Here is a 14,076-nt window from a genome sequence, read left to right as displayed (position 1 = left end):
TCAGAGCGCCCTCACCCGGCCTTGGAAATTGGCGATGAAGCGGCCGTTCGCCTCGTCGCCTCCCGGCGCATTGCCGCTGCGCCAGACCGGCGGCTCTATCCCCCGTTCGACAAGCTTCGCCACCGTGCGGATCACCAGGCAGTTCAGGGTGAATGCGTTGGCGAAGGTGGAAATCGCAGCGATATTTTCGCCCATGCCGGGGACCTTCACCACCGCATCGCCGATCGGCACCTTGCAGTCGATGGCGATATCAACGATGTCGTGGAGGTTTTGTTTGGTCGGATGGCGGGCCGGATGGTCCGGCGAGGTTTTCGACGCGTGCTCGCGGGAACTGACGCCGATCAGGAAGGCGCCGCGGCGTTTGGCCTCCAAAGCCGCATCGATCAGCGCGGCATTGATGCCGTAGGCGTTGACGAGGATCAGCAGGTCGGCATCTCCCAGCCGCTGGTTTGATATCACCACCTTGCCGTAGCCGGGCGTGCGCTCGATCGCCATGGAGCGGAGCGCACCGTTCGAGAGCAGCGTGCCCTCGTCGAGGATGGCGCTGATATGCATCAGCCCGCCGGCGCGGAAAAAGACCTCCTGCGAGGCGAGATTGGAATGGCCGCCGGGGCCGTAGATATGCACCAGCCGATCGGCGGCGATCTGATCGGCGAGTTTTGCCGCCGCCTGGTCGAGAGGGGCCTTTTCCTCCTCCAGAACCCGGCGCATCAGGGCATGGGTCGAGGCAAGATAACCTTCGCAGAGCGCGTCCGCATCGATGACGGGATGATCAGGCATCGGGGTCGGAGTCCTTGTCGATATAGAGAGTGCAGGCAGCGTGGAAACGCAGGACGCTTGCCGGGCATTCGGTGGTCAGCGGGCCGTAGAGCGTCTTCGAAACGGCATCGCGCTTGACGGCGCCCGGCACGACGCAGAACATCCGGTCGGCCCTGAGCAGGCGCGGCACGGTCAGCGTGATCGCTTCGTTCGGCACCGAAGCAAGATCGGAAAAGCAGTCGTCATCGACCTGCTGCTGGCGGCAGATATCGTCCAGTTCGACGATCTTGACGTCCAGCGGGTCGTTGAAATCGGCGACCGGCGGGTCGTTGAAGGCGATATGGCCGTTGACGCCGATGCCGAGGCAGACGAAATCGATCGGCCCTTCGTTCAGCAGGCCGGAATAACGGCGCACTTCGGCACCCGCATCCGGCTCGGGGGTGATGCGGTGCACGGCGGCGAACGGCAACTTGCCAAAGACATGTTCGTCCAGCCAGTTGACGAAACGCGCCGGAGAGGACGGCGACAGGCCGATATATTCGTCCATGTGGAAGGCCGTGACTCGGCCCCAGTCGATGCCCGGCGCGGCACAGAGCGCCTTCAGCATGTCGGCCTGGCTGGGGGCGGCGGCAAAGATCATCCGGACTTCGGCCTGGCCTGCGAGGCGCTCGGCCAAGGCGGCGGCAATGTCGGCGGCGGCAGCGGCACCCATCTCGGCCCGTGTTGCAAAGCTTTCGACCGAGAGGCGGTCGAAGGTCCGCCGCGTTTCCGGCGAAGGACGATGGGCGGTGGCGATGGTCAACGCAGTCTCCATGTTCATGCCATGGGAAGCCGGCGGCGCGCAGCCCTATAGAATGGCCGCATCCGTTGCAGTTCCCCTTGTTCTTATTGACTGAAGACTTCCATGCAACCGGTTGCATGTCAAGTGGAGGAATGTCAGTGTTCGGGCCAGAATTGATAGCGCCTCGGACTTCATGCTAAGTGCGAGGGGCAGACGGGCGAGTTCTCAATTTCCACGATCAAGCGGGACCGATGATCAAGCGGACCAAAGGCGTCACCATCAGCCAGGTCGCGGATGCGGCAGGCGTTGCGCGTTCCAGCGTCTCGCGCGCCTTTACGCGGCCGGACATGCTCTCCCCGGAAACCGTGACGCGGATCATGAAGGCGGCGGAAGCGCTCGGCTACGTGCCGAACCACACGGCGCGGGCGCTCAGCACCGGGCGGCACGGCAATGTCGGCCTGATCGTACCCGATATCGCCAACCCGTTCTTTCCACCGCTGATCCAGGCGGCCCAGCTCGAAGCTGACAGGTCCGATTTCTGCATCTTTCTCGGCAATACCGAAGAGAACCCGAAGCAGGAAGACAAGCTGGTCGGCCGGTTCGCCGGCCAGGTGGAAGGCCTGGTGCTCGCCTCCTCACGCCTTTCGGACGAGCGTATCCGCGCCCATGCCGGCCAGTTGCCGCTGGTGCTGATCAACCGCGATATCGACGGCATCCCGCGGGTGCTGATCGACAGCGGCTCGGGTGTTCGCGAAGCCGTCGAACATCTCGCCAAGCTTGGGCACCGCCGGATCGTCTATGTCAGTGGCCCCTCGAATTCCTGGTCGAACAAGCAGCGCCGCACCGCCATCAAGGCCGCGGCATCCAAGCTTGATATCGCGGTCGAAACCGTGCCGGCGGTGCTCGCAAGCTACAATTCCGGCCGCAACGCCGTCAGCGCTATCCTCGCCACCGGCGCCACGGCGGCCGTCGCCTTCGATGACCTGACGGCGCAGGGCGTGCTGGCCGGCCTTTCCGAAAAGCGGGTCTCTGTGCCCGGCGATTTCAGCCTGATCGGCTGCGACGACGTGCTCGGGGCCGTCACCTATCCCGCGCTGACATCTGTCTCCAACCGATCGACGGAGGCCGGCCGGGTCGCCGTCTCGCTGCTCCTCGACATGCTGCAGTCGCGCGCCATCCGCGATGTTCGCTACGTGCTGGAAACGCATCTCGTGGTGCGCAATACGACGACCGCGGCGCGATAGACGCGGGAACCTTGCCGGCAGCGGCCGGTTCGGGAGGATATGCAATCTTCCACGGGAGGTTCCCATGCCGAAGAAGAACAAGAAGAAATGGTCGAAGAACGTGGCCGAACACAGCGACGCCATGGACCTCAAGGATGGCGTGTTCAAATCGCGCAGCCCGAAAAAGATCGCCGATTCCCTCAAGCACTCCGCCGAAACAAGCGACAGGCGCAAGTCGAGCCCGTTCCAGTCGGCCATGTCGATGCTGAATTTCTACATCAACCGCGCTGGCGAGCAGCTATCGAAATCGCGCCGCTCCACCCTGGAAAAGGCCAAGGATGAGCTTCGCAAGGATTTCGGTCGTGAATCGAAGCATTAAGATCACGCCGCCGAGCCTCGATGCCATGACCTCAACCGCCGACTTCACCTTCGAACCCATTTTCTTCGAGCCCAGCGACTGGGTGCCGAACAATCCCGGTCTGCCGGTGCTGGTCTGTCGCCGCGCCATCGCCGCCGAAGGCGAGATGGCGCCGAAGTTCGAAAGCCGGTTTAGCGAAAATGGCTGGGAGGGGATTTGGCGCAACGGCGTCTTCGACTATCAGCATTATCACACCGGCGCCCATGAAGTGCTGGGCATCGCCGGCGGCCGGGCGCGGCTGCTGATCGGCGGACCTGACGGCACGGAACTCAGCGTCCATGCCGGAGACTGCCTGATCCTGCCCGCCGGCACCGGCCACATGCGGATCGATGCCGGCCGGGATTTCCTGGTGATCGGCGCCTACCCGCCCGGACAGGAGGCGGATATCCAGACAGGGCCGGCGAGCGAAGCGCAGCTTGCCCGGATCGCCAGCCTGCCGCTTCCAAAGACCGATCCTCTGGGAGGTGCCGACGGCGCCCTTCTTCGCGCCTGGTCGCGGCGCTGATCTTTCAGTTTACCCGCATGTAGCCAGCACGTCGGCGCATGCCCCCAAGAATGACGAGCCTCCTATCTTGGTCCGGCTTTCCGAGTGGCGGAATATTGCAGTTTCGTGCTGGAAATCGCCCACAAAACAAGCATTGCAACGTTGCAGCATAAGCGCGGCCCTTAGAGCCATTAGATTTCGGCTTGAAGGCGCTTTCACGCCGGCAGAGCGTTTGACGGCCTTCAAAATGTATGGCCTCCTTATATCACGACGCGAGCGGGAGGAGACTGTTCGCGTCATCACATTCCGGCCTCGCCCGCGATGTTCCGGACTGACTCTAGGAGGAGAGTGCAGTGAAGAAATTTTTAGCAGGCGCCCTGGCGCTGGTGTTTTCCGCATGCGTTCCGGGAGGTATAGCCACCGCCGCCGACGACAATTACCCGAGCCGGCAGATCACGCTGATCGCCGGTTTCCCGGCCGGCAGCGGCGCGGACGTCTATGCCCGCTTCTTCGCCAAGAAGCTGGAAGAGCAGCTCAAGCAGACCGTCATCGTCGACAACAAGCCGGGCGGCCTCGGAAGCCTTTCGGTCGTGGCGCTCAAGAACGCCAAGCCGGACGGCTACACGATGCTGATCGGCTCGGCCGACCAGTTCACCGCCGCGCCCTACGTGTTCAACGCGCCGCCCTATGATCCGCTCAAGGATTTCGATTATGTCGCGCCGGTGTTCAGCCAGGCATTCATGATGCTGGTCAACGCCAAGTCGCCCTACCAGAAGATTTCCGACCTGACCAAGGCGATGAAGGAAAAGGGTGCCAAGGGCTCCTACGCCACGTCGAACTTCCCGTCTGTCATCCTGGCCGAAATGTACAAGGCCAATACCGGCGTGCCGGACACGCTTCAGGTGCGTTACAAGACCAGCGCGGACTCGCTCAACGACTTTGCAAGCGGCGCCATCGACTACATGGTCGGCGACCCGGTCTTCGGCCTTGCCCGCTCGCGTGACGGAACGCTGCGCGTGCTGGCCGTCAGCACGGCAAAGCGCATTTCCTCTGTCCCGGACATCCCGACCTTCGCCGAAGAAGGTGTGCCGAATGTCGACGTCCGCATCTGGTGGGTTCTCGCCGCGCCGAAGGGCACGCCGAAGGCCATCCTCGACAAGATGCACAAGGTTATGACGCAGGTCACCACCAGCGATGACGCCCGCAAGTTCGTCGGTACCAATGGCGGCGAGCCGATGACGCTCGACAGCCCGCAGGCGACCCTCGACTATGCGACGATGGACACCAAACGCTGGGAAGGGTGGGCCAAGATCGGCAAGATCGAAAAGCAGTAGGCTTCCGGAAGCATGACCGCACCATCAAGGCCGGAGCGATCTCCGGCCTTTTCCGATTGAGCCTGACGGGAAGTAAGGCCTATGAGGCGCTCTTGGGGACAACTGCGGATTGATCATCTGCTTCAATGACTTCCGTCAAGATGCATGTCCGGAGAGCGTGAAAACCGGCTGGCCTCAGGACTTTTATCGGAACAAGCGCCGCCGCCCGACAGTTAGACCGCAAATTCGACGGCTCTAATCTGCGGCGAGGAAAATCCGATGAACACGCACCCCCAATTCATCGCCGGGACATCCCTCGCGCAACTCCCACCACAGATCTACTACGTTCATCCCCTGATGCTGAGGGGGCTCGATGCCTGGCGCGAGGTTTTCGCGCATGCCAGAGATCTCGGTTTCGATACGGTGCTGACCGCGCCGCTTTTCGAACGGGGCCGCAATGCCAGCGTCTTCGTGACGAAGAATTTCGATCGGCTCGACCCGGAGCTTCAGCTCGGCTCCTCCGTCGAGGACGGGATCAAGGCGCTGATCCAGGCGGCGGGCGAAAGCAAGATCAAGCTGATGCTCGACCTCGTGGTCGACCGGGTTGCGGTGGATGCGGAACATGCCGGGCCGATCCTTGCCGATCCGCGTGTCGCGCCGCGCGACAGCTGCAGCCGTGGCATCGATTTCATGAGCGAAGCCCGCCATATCGAGGACTGGCGCAACCGCATGGCGCGGCTTGCCGGCCTCGGGATTTCCGGTTTCCGCTGCCTCGGCATCGGCCGCCTGGCGCCGGAAGCCTGGTACGACCTGATCGTCTCGACCCGCAAGACCACGCCGGAAACCACCTTCCTGGCATGGACGCCCGGCACCTCTTTCGAGGATCGGAGGGCGCTCGAGGGCGCCGGTTTCGACGGCAGCTTCTCGTCGCTTGCCTGGTGGAACCTGGAGGAGCGCTGGATCCTCGACGAATACCAGATCCAGCGCCAGCTCGGTTATCAGGTCACGTTTCCGGAAGCGCCTTTCGGCAAGCGCATCGCCCATGGCACCGACAGTTGCGAAGTGCTGCAAAGGAAAGCGGTCCGGTCGCTGAAGCTCGCCTCGACGTTCGCAAGCGGGCTGATGATCCCGATGGGTTTCGAATTCGGTGCCTCCACGCCGCTCGACCCGCTGCATGGCGATGGAATGGGGCTCAGGGGCCTGCGCGAACAGGGCTCGTTCGATCTCTCGATCGATATACGCAGCGTCAATGCCGGTACCAACAAGACCGCTGCCGGCTTCGCCCGCCAGCCGCTCCGTCTCATCTCCACCAGCCAGACGCCCGCCGTGGCGCTGATGCAGACCGACCGGGAAGACGTGCGCTCGGCGCAGAAGGTGCGGGTCGTGGTCCTCAACCGCGATTTGCGCCGTGCCGTGGCTGCTCCCTTCAACGCGCTCCGCGAGGCGGCCTCGCCGTTCCTGCCGCTCGAAGCGCCGGAGGCGGATGGCGAAGCCTTTGCCGCACAGCTCAAGCTGAAACCCGGCGAGATCAGGATATTCGAAGGCCGGTCGTCGGTGCCGATCGTCGATGCCGCGCCGGTGCCCTCGGTCGACAAGGCGACCGCTTCGCCCCGGCTGGCGATCGAGAAGATCACGCCCTCCGTCGATGACGGCCGTTTCGTGGTCAAACGGGTGGTCGGCGAGACGGTGAAGGTCGAGGCGGACATTTTCGGCGATGGCCATGATCCGTTGGCGGCGGCGCTGTTGTGGCGTGCGGCCGACGAGACGGAATGGACCGAGGAGCGCATGCAGCTCGTGCTGAACGATCGCTGGAACGCGGAATTCACGCTGAAGCGGATGGGCCGCCATGAGTTCCTCATCGAAGCCTGGCGCAATCCGTTTGCGATCTTCCGTTATGAATTCGTCAAGAAACACGAGGCCCGGCTTGATCTGCGGCTCGAGATCCAGGAGGGCATCAACCTCGTTCTCGATGCGCTGGACAATTCGTCGGGCAGGATCAAGACCCGCCTTAAAAGCCTGTTCGACAAGCTGACCGAGGTGCAGGACCCGCAGCGCACGGAAATCCTTCTGGCGCCCGAGACCGCGGATCTGATGGCGGAGGCCGACCGCCGGCCGTTCAAGGTCCGCTCGCAGGCGATCCCGGTCGATGCGGAACGTATCGCTGCCGGTTTCGCCAGTTGGTACCAGATCTTTCCCCGCTCGCAGAGTGGCGATCCGAACCGGCACGGCACCTTCGACGACGTCATCAGGCGACTGCCCGCCATCCGCGACATGGGTTTCGACGTTCTCTATTTCCCGCCCATCCACCCGATCGGTAAGACCAACCGCAAGGGCAAGAACAATTCGCTGAGCCCCGCACCGGAGGATCCGGGCAGCCCCTATGCGATCGGCTCGGAGGAAGGTGGTCATGACGCGATCCATCCCGAGCTCGGCACGTTCGAGGATTTTCGCCGGCTGGTGGATGCCGCCAAGGACGAGGGCCTTGAAATCGCGATCGACCTCGCGATCCAGGCTTCGCCCGACCATCCGTGGCTGAAATCACATCCAGGCTGGTTCGACTGGCGGCCGGACGGGACGATCCGTTATGCAGAAAACCCGCCGAAGAAATACGAGGACATCGTCAACGTCGATTTCTACGCCCATGACGCGATCCCCTCGCTCTGGGTCGAACTCCGCGACGTCGTGCAGAAATGGGTCGACAACGGCGTAAAGCTGTTCCGCGTCGACAATCCGCACACCAAACCCTTCCCGTTCTGGGAGTGGCTGATCGCTGATATCCGCGCGCGGCATCCGGAGGTCGTCTTCCTGTCGGAGGCCTTCACCAAACCGAAGGTGATGTACCGGCTCGCTAAGGTCGGCTTCTCGCAGTCCTATACCTATTTCACCTGGCGCAATGCCAAGTGGGAGCTCGAGCAGTATATGCGCGAGATCACCACCGAGGAGCCGAAGGAGTTCTTCCGGCCGCATTTCTTCGTCAACACCCACGACATCAACCCGGACTTCCTGCAGAACGCGCCGCGTCCCGCCTATCTGATCCGCGCCGCACTTGCCGCGACGCTGTCCGGCCTCTGGGGCGTCTATAACGGCTTCGAACTCTGCGAGGGTCGGCCGGACGCCAAGCGCAAGGAATATGCGGATTCGGAAAAATACGAGATCCGCGCCTGGGACTACGACCGCCCGGGCAATATCAAGGGCGAGATCACGTTTCTCAACCGGCTGCGCCGGGAGAACCCGGCGCTGCATTCGCATCTCGGCCTGCAGCTTCTCACCGCCTGGAACGACAACATCATGTTCTTCGAGAAGGCGAGTGCCGGTCGCGAGAACGTGCTGCTGATCGCAATCAACCTCGATCCGTACAACGCCCACGAGGCGGATGTCGAAATTCCGCTCTGGTCATGGAACCTCCCGGACCATGGCGCACTTGACGTCGAAGACCTGATCACCGGCCACAAATTCACCTGGGCCGGGAAGGTGCAGAGGCTGCGTCTCGACCCCCATTGGGGCCTGCCTTTCGGGATCTGGCGCGTGCGATAGGGAGGAAAGCAAAAATGGATATGACGAGCGCGAACCGGGGCCAGGGGCAGAACCAGGCACAGATGAATGAGGGCGATCCGCTATGGTATAAGGACGCCATCATCTATCAGCTCCACATCAAATCGTTCTTCGATGCCAATGGCGACGGGATCGGCGACTTTCAGGGCCTTCACGAAAAGCTCGACCATATCGCCTCGCTCGGCGCCAATGCGATCTGGCTGCTGCCCTTCTTTCCCTCGCCGCGCCGCGACGACGGCTACGACATTGCCGACTATGGCAGCGTCAGCCCGGATTACGGCACGGTCGACGAGTTCAAGGCTTTCGTCGAAGCGGCACACCAGCGCGGCATCCGGGTCATTATCGAGCTCGTCATCAACCACACGTCCGACCAGCATCCCTGGTTCCAGCGTGCGCGCCATGCGCCGGCCGGCTCTCCGGAACGGGACTTCTACGTCTGGTCGGATACCGACCAGAAATTCCCGGAAACCCGAATCATCTTCCTCGACACGGAAAAATCCAACTGGACCTGGGATCCGGTCGCCGGTGCCTATTACTGGCACCGCTTCTATTCCCACCAGCCGGACCTCAACTTCGACAATCCGCAGGTGCTGGAGGAACTGCTCGGCGTGATGCGCTTCTGGGCGGATACCGGCATCGACGGGTTCCGGCTCGATGCGATCCCCTATCTCGTCGAGCGCGAGGGCACGAACAACGAAAACCTGCCCGAGACGCACGAGATTCTGAAGAAGATCCGCGCGTCGCTCGATTCCACGCACCCGGGCAAGATGCTGCTCGCCGAGGCCAATCAGTGGCCTGAGGATACGAGCGAATATTTCGGCGACGGCGACGAATGCAACATGGCATTCCACTTCCCGCTGATGCCGCGCATGTACATGGCGATCGCCAAGGAAGACCGCTTCCCGATCACCGACATCATGCGGCAGACGCCGGAAATCCCGGAAAACTGCCAATGGGCGATCTTTCTTCGCAATCACGACGAGCTGACGCTCGAAATGGTGACCGACGAGGAGCGCGACTACCTCTGGAACATCTATGCCGCCGACCGCCGCGCGCGCATCAACCTCGGCATCCGCCGTCGCCTTGCGCCGCTGATGGAGCGCGACCGCCGCCGCATCGAGCTGATGAACGCGCTGCTTCTCTCCATGCCCGGAACGCCGGTTCTCTATTACGGCGACGAGATCGGCATGGGCGACAACATCTATCTCGGCGACCGCGACGGGGTGCGCACCCCGATGCAGTGGTCGCCGGACCGAAATGGTGGGTTTTCCAAGGCCGACCCGGCCCGGCTGGTGCTGCCGCCGATAATGGATCCGCTCTACGGATATGAAGCGCTCAATGTCGAGGCGCAGGGGGCCGACGCCCATTCGCTGCTCAACTGGACGCGGCGGATGCTGGCCTTGCGCAACAAACATTCCGCATTCGGGCGCGGCGCGCTCAGATTCCTGGCGCCGGGCAACCGCAAGATTCTTGCCTATCTGCGTGAATATAACGGCGACACGATCCTCTGCGTCGCCAATCTCTCGCGCCTGCCGCAGGCGGTCGAACTCGACCTGGCCCAGTTCGCCGGGCGCGTGCCGATCGAGCTTTCCGGCATGTCGCCCTTCCCGCCGATCGGGCAGCTGACCTACCTGCTCACCCTGCAGCCCTACGGTTTCTTCTGGTTCCATCTGGTGGCGGAAGCCGACGGCCCTGTCTGGCGCAAGGAACCGCCGGAGCAGATGCAGGACATGGTGACCATGGTCACTCGCCGCGACCTGCAGGAACTGGTCGATCAGCCGAGGCTGTCGGCGACGCTGTCGAACGAGGTCCTGCCCGCCTATCTCGACAAGCGGCGCTGGTTCGGCGCGAAAGGCGAAGTCCTGAGCGGTGCTTCGCTGGTCGCGGCAACCCCGATCGCGTTTGCCAACAACATCCTGCTTGGCGAACTCGAAGCCGAGGTGGACGGCCGCAAGGATACATACCTGCTGCCGCTCGCCGTCTCCTGGGACGACGCCCAGCCGACGGCGCTCGCCCAGCAGCTGGCGCTCGCCCGCATCCGGCAGGGCCGCCGCGTCGGCTTCCTGACGGACGGGTTCGCGATGGAAGGACTGGCGCGCGGGGTGATCCGCGGCCTCTGCGAGCGGTCGGTGATCTCCGGTCGCGCCGGCACGCTGGAATTCATCGGCACCGACAAGCTCGACTGCCTGACCATCAACGACGAGATGGCCGTCCACTGGCTGTCCGCCGAGCAATCCAACAGTTCGCTTATTCTTGGCGACATGGCGATGGTGAAGCTCATCCGCCACGTCTTCCCCGGCATGCATCCCGAAGTCGAAATGACGAGGTACCTGACCAATGTTGGCTACCAGAACACCGCACAACTGCTCGGCGAGGTCGCCCGCACGGCGCCGGACGGCAACCGCTACACGCTGATCATCGTGCAGAGCGCGATCCGCAACCAGGGCGACGCCTGGAACTGGATGCTCAGCAACCTGCGCCGCGCCATCGACGAAATCGTGGTGACCGGCCTTGAGGGCGAGGTGGTGGACGAGCACTTCAAGCCGCTCGTGAATTTCGTGGCGGCCATCGGCAAACGGCTCGGGGAGCTGCATGTCGCCCTCGCCCAGGCGACCGAGGACCCGGACTTCCAACCGATCCGGGCAACTGCGGCGGATGCCGAAAAATGGCGCGAGGCTGTCACGGGTCAGATATCCCACAGCCTATCGATCCTCGAAAAGACGGTCGAAGGGATCGAATCGGACATCGCCCGCGAGGCAAAAACACTACTAGGCCGCCGTGACGACCTCCTCGGCCTCGCCATCCATCTCGCAAGCGAGGTGGAAGGCACGCTGATGACCCGCAATCACGGCGACTTCCATCTCGGCCAGATCCTGGTCTCGGAAGGCGATGCCTATATCATCGATTTCGAGGGCGAACCGACCCGCGACCTTTCCGAACGCCGCGCCAAGACCAATCCCTTGCGCGACGTCGCCGGTCTTCTGCGCTCGCTCAGCTATCTCGCAGCCTCTGCCGATCTCGACCGGGAAATGGTCAGCGAGGTGGAAGACGCGCGCCACAAGGCACTGGTCGGGCGTTTCATGGAGATGGCGGAGCCGGCCTTCCTCGAAGCCTATTTCGAAGCCACCGGGAACTCGCAGGAGTTGCGCATTGCGCCGGAGGCTCGCGGGCGCATTCTCGATCTCTTCCTGCTCGAAAAGGCTGCCTACGAGATCGCCTACGAAGTGCGCAGCCGTCCGCATTGGCTACCTCTCCCGCTTGCCGGCTTCTCGGCGATCGCATCCCGACTTCTGGAGAACGTTTCATGAGATACGAGCGCACCGATTTGATGATCGGCACCGTCCAGGGGGGTCTGCAGGCCCTGGTCGAAGGGCGGCACGGGGACCCATTCTCGATCCTCGGACGCCATCAATACGGCAACCTTACCGTGGTCCGGGCGCTGCTGCCGGGTGCGCTGTCGGTCGAAGTGGTGGAGGCCGATACCGGCAAGGTGCTGGCCGAACTCGAAATCATCCATGAGGGCGGGCTGTTTGCCGGGGTGACCGGCAGCACTGCGCCATATTTCTTCCGGATCCGCTGGCCGGACGCCATACAGGAGATGGAAGACCCCTACTCCTTCCCGCTGCTGCTCGGCGATCTCGACCTGCATCTGATCGGCCAGGGCACCCATTACGATCTTGGCCGCACGCTCGGCGCCATCCCGATGGAGGTCGAAGGGGTCGAGGGCGTGCGCTTTGCCGTCTGGGCGCCGAATGCCCGGCGCGTCTCGGTCGTCGGCGACTTCAATTCCTGGGATGGGCGACGTTATCCGATGCGGCTGCGTCCGCAGGCGGGCGCTTGGGAGCTGTTCATCCCACGCCTGACCCACGGGGAGCGCTACAAGTTCGAAATCCTCGACGGCAACGGCAACTTGCTGGCGCAGAAGGCCGATCCGGTCGCCCGCTCCAGCGAGGCAGCGCCGTCGACGGCGTCGATCGTCGCCTCGTCAAAACCCTTCCGCTGGAACGACGAGGACTGGATGCGCAGGCAGCGCGCCGACCGTGCCCGCGAAGGGGCGATGTCGATCTACGAGGTGCATCTCGGCTCGTGGCTCCGGATCGCCGAGGAAGGCAACCGGATGCTCGACTGGGTCGAACTCAGCCAGCGGCTGATCCCCTATGTGCAGAACCTCGGCTTCACCCATATCGAGATGCTGCCGATCATGGAGCATCCGTTCGGCGGCTCCTGGGGTTACCAGCCGCTAGGGCTGTTCGCGCCGACCGGACGCCACGGCACGCCGGAAGACTTCGCCTATTTCATCGATCGCTGCCATCAGGCGGGTATCGGCGTCATCCTCGACTGGGTGCCGGCGCATTTCCCGACCGACGTCTGGGGGCTTGCCAAGTTCGACGGGACGCCGCTCTACGAGCATGCCGATCCGCGCGAAGGGTTCCACGGGGACTGGAACACGCTGATCTACAATCTCGGCCGCAACGAGGTGAAAGGGTTCTTGATCGCCTCGGCACTCGAATGGCTGGAGCATTACCATGTCGACGCTTTGCGCGTCGATGCTGTCGCCTCGATGCTCTACCGGGACTACAGCCGCAACGAAGGCGAATGGATTCCGAACAAATACGGCGGGCGCGAAAACCTTGAGGCGGTCGAGTTCTTCAAGCACCTGAACAGCATCGTCCACAACCGCTGCCCGCATGCCTTCACGGCGGCGGAGGAGTCGACGGCCTGGCCGGGCGTCACCAGGAAGATCGACGAAGGCGGCCTCGGCTTCGATTTCAAATGGAACATGGGCTGGATGCACGACACGCTGCATTACATGCAGGACGATCCGGTCTACCGGAAATACCACCATGGAGCCATGAGCTTCGGGATGATCTATGCCTATTCCGAGCGCTTCATCCTGCCGCTCTCCCATGACGAAGTGGTGCACGGCAAGGGCTCGCTGATGGCCAAGATGCCCGGCGACCGTTGGCAGAAACTTGCAAACCTTCGCGCCTATTACGGCTTCATGTGGGGCCATCCCGGCAAGAAGCTGTTGTTCATGGGCGGCGAACTGGCTCAGGAGAGCGAATGGAACCACGACGGCTCGGTCGTCTGGGACCTGCTCGACAGCCCGGACCACGCGGGCGTCCAGCGGCTCGTCCGCGACCTGAACACCCTCTATGCCCGGGAGCCGGCGCTGCAGTTCGGCGACCTGCATCACGAGGGATTCGAGTGGGCCGTGGCCGACGACGCGGCGAATTCCGTCTACGGCATGCTGAGAAGCAGCCAGGATCGATCATCGCACGTGCTTGTCGTCTCGAACCTGACGCCGATGCCGCGGCACGGTTATCGCATCGGAGTCCCGGCGGAGGGACGCTGGGAGGTGGTGCTGAATACCGACGCGGCGCTTTACGGCGGGTCCAATCTCGGACAGACGGAGGCTTGGACGGAGCGACAGGCGGCGCATGGTAAGGAATTTTCGATCTCCGCGGTGCTGCCGCCGCTTGCGACGGTGTTTCTGCGGTGGCGGGGGTAGAACCTGACGTGAGGTACCCCCCTCTGCCCTGCCG

The 14,076-nt window shown here is 63.2% G+C and carries 9 protein-coding genes; 7 read left to right on the top strand and 2 right to left on the bottom strand.

The features are described 5' to 3' along the window. Both C5J22_RS16460 and C5J22_RS16455 read right to left on the bottom strand, forming a co-directional pair. The gene (locus C5J22_RS16460; protein ID WP_105401995.1) at nt 1–780 is read right to left on the bottom strand and encodes a sugar isomerase domain-containing protein; all 780 of its coding nucleotides are present in this window, start codon (nt 778–780) and stop codon (nt 1–3) included. Beyond that, complete coding sequence (locus C5J22_RS16455; protein ID WP_245440405.1) at nt 773–1,561, bottom strand: 6-phosphogluconolactonase; 789 nt, start codon at nt 1,559–1,561, stop codon at nt 773–775. Before C5J22_RS16455 ends, C5J22_RS16460 begins: the two co-directional genes overlap by 8 nt. Before the next feature lie 230 nt (nt 1,562–1,791). Between C5J22_RS16455 and C5J22_RS16450 the strand changes: the two genes are divergently transcribed. The 7 genes from C5J22_RS16450 (at nt 1,792) to glgB (ending at nt 14,042) form a co-directional block, all read left to right on the top strand. Then, nucleotides 1,792–2,784 (top strand): LacI family DNA-binding transcriptional regulator, encoded by a 993-nt coding sequence (locus C5J22_RS16450; protein WP_105439084.1) that lies wholly within the window; start codon nt 1,792–1,794, stop codon nt 2,782–2,784. 64 nt (nt 2,785–2,848) lie between these two features. Next, complete coding sequence (locus C5J22_RS16445; RefSeq protein ID WP_105439083.1) at nt 2,849–3,142, top strand: DUF3175 domain-containing protein; 294 nt, start codon at nt 2,849–2,851, stop codon at nt 3,140–3,142. Nucleotides 3,143–3,167: 25 nt separating this feature from the next. After that, complete coding sequence (locus C5J22_RS16440) at nt 3,168–3,686, top strand: cupin (RefSeq protein WP_172746666.1); 519 nt, start codon at nt 3,168–3,170, stop codon at nt 3,684–3,686. Nucleotides 3,687–4,018: 332 nt separating this feature from the next. Further along, nucleotides 4,019–4,999, top strand: coding sequence for a tripartite tricarboxylate transporter substrate binding protein (locus C5J22_RS16435; RefSeq protein ID WP_105439081.1), 981 nt, complete (start codon nt 4,019–4,021; stop codon nt 4,997–4,999). Nucleotides 5,000–5,257: 258 nt separating this feature from the next. Next, nucleotides 5,258–8,512: a maltotransferase domain-containing protein gene (locus C5J22_RS16430; RefSeq protein ID WP_105439080.1), complete on the top strand. Its 3,255-nt coding sequence runs from the start codon at nt 5,258–5,260 to the stop codon at nt 8,510–8,512. 20 nt (nt 8,513–8,532) lie between these two features. Next, a complete protein-coding gene (gene treS / locus C5J22_RS16425; RefSeq protein WP_371412628.1) occupies nt 8,533–11,838 on the top strand; it encodes a maltose alpha-D-glucosyltransferase in 3,306 nt (1,101 codons plus the stop codon). Beyond that, nucleotides 11,835–14,042, top strand: a complete 2,208-nt coding sequence (gene glgB / locus C5J22_RS16420) for a 1,4-alpha-glucan branching protein GlgB (RefSeq protein ID WP_105439079.1) — start codon at nt 11,835–11,837, stop codon at nt 14,040–14,042. The genes treS and glgB overlap by 4 nt, the downstream gene beginning before the upstream one ends. Nucleotides 14,043–14,076 lie beyond the last annotated feature (34 nt).

It is taken from the genome of Neorhizobium sp. T25_13 (assembly GCF_002968675.1).
GTDB lineage: Bacteria > Pseudomonadota > Alphaproteobacteria > Rhizobiales > Rhizobiaceae > Neorhizobium > Neorhizobium tomejilense.
Note: the sequence above shows the minus strand (reverse complement) of the source record. Positions and strands in the feature narration are given on the sequence as shown.

What these genes read in the sequence shown, in the direction of transcription:
- C5J22_RS16460 (WP_105401995.1), bottom strand. Translation starts at nt 780, where the DNA reads ATGCCTGATCATCCCGTCATCGATGCGGACGCGCTCTGCGAAGGTTAT.
- C5J22_RS16450 (WP_105439084.1), top strand. Translation starts at nt 1,792, where the DNA reads ATGATCAAGCGGACCAAAGGCGTCACCATCAGCCAGGTCGCGGATGCG.
- C5J22_RS16445 (WP_105439083.1), top strand. Translation starts at nt 2,849, where the DNA reads ATGCCGAAGAAGAACAAGAAGAAATGGTCGAAGAACGTGGCCGAACAC.
- C5J22_RS16440 (WP_172746666.1), top strand. Translation starts at nt 3,168, where the DNA reads ATGACCTCAACCGCCGACTTCACCTTCGAACCCATTTTCTTCGAGCCC.
- C5J22_RS16430 (WP_105439080.1), top strand. Translation starts at nt 5,258, where the DNA reads ATGAACACGCACCCCCAATTCATCGCCGGGACATCCCTCGCGCAACTC.
- treS (WP_371412628.1), top strand. Translation starts at nt 8,533, where the DNA reads ATGACGAGCGCGAACCGGGGCCAGGGGCAGAACCAGGCACAGATGAAT.
- glgB (WP_105439079.1), top strand. Translation starts at nt 11,835, where the DNA reads ATGAGATACGAGCGCACCGATTTGATGATCGGCACCGTCCAGGGGGGT.